This window comes from Romboutsia sp. (assembly GCF_051659545.1).
In the GTDB taxonomy this organism is placed as follows: Bacteria; Bacillota; Clostridia; order Peptostreptococcales; family Peptostreptococcaceae; genus JBOFOR01.
Genome location: NZ_JBOFOR010000183.1, coordinates 1 through 2,146, shown reverse-complemented (window position 1 = coordinate 2,146; position 2,146 = coordinate 1). Strand labels below are relative to the sequence as shown.

3 protein-coding genes and 1 riboswitch are annotated in these 2,146 nt (G+C 27.3%); all 3 genes read right to left on the bottom strand.

Going from position 1 to position 2,146, the window contains the following annotated elements; all coding sequences use genetic code 11:
* Positions 1-140: tyrosine-protein phosphatase (locus ACRC03_RS10090; protein ID WP_438652438.1), on the bottom strand; the 140-nt coding region annotated here is incomplete at its 3' end.
* A 93-nt stretch (positions 141-233) separates the two neighbouring features.
* A complete protein-coding gene (locus ACRC03_RS10085; protein WP_438652437.1) occupies positions 234-839 on the bottom strand; it encodes a response regulator transcription factor in 606 nt (201 codons plus the stop codon).
* A 23-nt stretch (positions 840-862) separates the two neighbouring features.
* Positions 863-946: riboswitch (cyclic di-GMP riboswitch) on the bottom strand.
* A 273-nt stretch (positions 947-1,219) separates the two neighbouring features.
* Positions 1,220-1,948 (bottom strand): LCP family protein, encoded by a 729-nt coding sequence (locus ACRC03_RS10080; protein ID WP_438652436.1) that lies wholly within the window; start codon positions 1,946-1,948, stop codon positions 1,220-1,222.
* Between the last annotated feature and the right edge of the window lie 198 nt (positions 1,949-2,146).

The following is a 2,146-nucleotide window of genomic DNA, read 5'->3' as shown; positions in this document are numbered from 1 at the left end:
TGTTTAATTTTTAGTTGTTTTAATAGATTTATATCTTCTTCGTTTAAATCTTGTATGTGGGCTGATCTGAAGAACAGACCTTTTTTTATTATTCTTCCATCAGAGGACTTGTGTCCTCCTAAATCTCTAAAGTTTTTCATTTGACTCACTCCTTTTTTTGTTTTATGTTATGTAGTTTTCATGAAAATAGACTATAACATAATTATAATTATGTATAGTCTATTTAATACGGCTTAGATATCCACAATCCCTTTTTCTCTAGCATATAATGCTGCTTGCATTCTGTCTTTCAAGTTTAGTTTTGCAAATATATTGCTAGTGTGTTTTTTTACGGTGTGTTCAGTTATAAATAGTTCTTTTGAAATTTCTTGGTTACTCTTTCCTCTAGATATGCATATAAGTATTTCATGTTCTCTTTTTGTTAGTTCTTCTATACACTCTGAATTACCTCTTGCTATATAATTTTCTATTAAGTCTGCATCATAGTATTTTTTTCCCCTAGATACTTGTTTTACTGCATATCCGATATCTTCTGAATCTATATTAGCTAATATATAACCATCTACTCCTACTTTCATACATTGTGAAAACAATCCTCTGTCTTCGTAGAAATCTAGTATAACAATTTTCGTATTAGCTTTTAATTTTATCTCTTGTATATCATGTAAATATTTTTTATTATTTTTATTTAAATCTATAAGTACTAAGTCATAATTTGATTTGTAAATGTCTGTATATAAATGACTTTCTGTTATACTCGATACACACTCTTCTTTTGATAATATTTCTACTATACCTTTTCTAACTATTAATGATCCTGAAATTACAATAGTTTGCATATCTATCCCCCCAATAAAATGCCTAAATATTTAGTGGGTTGCACTACTTGCTCCATATACTCTAAGTGCCCAAATATAGAGTATACTTCATGGCTTCTAAATATACTTTTTTATTATTCTTTATAACTAAATATAAGTATGTTTTATTAGTTGTTATCTAATTATATGATATAAGTTTTTAACTTAATACAAATCATTATCGAGAATTATTTTTATGCTACTAAAGTATAATATTCTTTCTATACCAGTTATGTATATTCGCTATAATCTATTATTATTTTGTTCCATTGAGGTAGTATAGTTTATTTAAGCATAAAAAATAAGCCCCTAAATAATTTTATGAGCTTATTAAAAACTTAATTTGATTTACTTTATAAATTCTATTTATAATTATAGATAAATTTTTTCAACTCTTTTTGATTATACTCCTTATCCCATTCTGTTACCCATCCCTTTTCTCCTTTGATTATATCTTCCCTGTGAGAGGCAATAGGAAACTCTAGTTGATCAATTCCACTGTCTTTCATATTATATGCTTTTATTCCTATTTGTACCATTTCTAAAGGTGCTATATTCGTTTTACAATTATGTAATATAATATTTACAGCCTCTTTAATAGTAGGTAAATCTTGTTTTAATAGCATCTTATATGCACTCAAAATTACTTCTCTTTGTCTACCGTCTCTAGCATATCCATTGTCTGTATATCTAATTCTACTAAATGCTAATGCTTGATAACCATTTATGGTCTGTATTCCTCCATTTTTAATTAGCTTTATTGACGCAGCAGTTTTATCTTCATTATAAATAGAATAGGTTTCATTTATAGTACTATTTATTATATCTATGTTTTTAGAATCGATATTAACTTCTATTCCTCCTATTTCATCAACAATATCCATAAAAGATTTAAAACTTACTGTTATGTACTTATCTATAGGTATGCCGAAGTTTTTATTTATAGTTTCAAGTAGTAAAGGTGGACCTTCGTAGGCATAAGAGTGGTTTAATTTTTCTGTACTATATCCAGGTATGTCTACATAGGTATCTCTTCCTATTGAGGTTAATCTTATATCTTTGTTTTTGCTATCTATAGTTAGTATTATCATCGAGTCAGATCTATTTCCTTTATCTAGGTTCTCCCCATCTACTCCTATTAATAATATGTTTACTGCACAGTCAAAAGTTCATATGATTAAGAAGCCTGAAAAAATTCTCTTTTTTGGGCTTCTTCCTGCTTTTCTTTAATTATTTTAGTTATGCTTAAATCCCTATTTTTACCCAAACTCAATAAAATAATATAGCGA

Coding starts and splice junctions, on each gene's coding strand:
- ACRC03_RS10080 (WP_438652436.1), bottom strand. CDS start 1,948: ATGATAATACTAACTATAGATAGCAAAAACAAAGATATAAGATTAACC.
- ACRC03_RS10085 (WP_438652437.1), bottom strand. CDS start 839: ATGCAAACTATTGTAATTTCAGGATCATTAATAGTTAGAAAAGGTATA.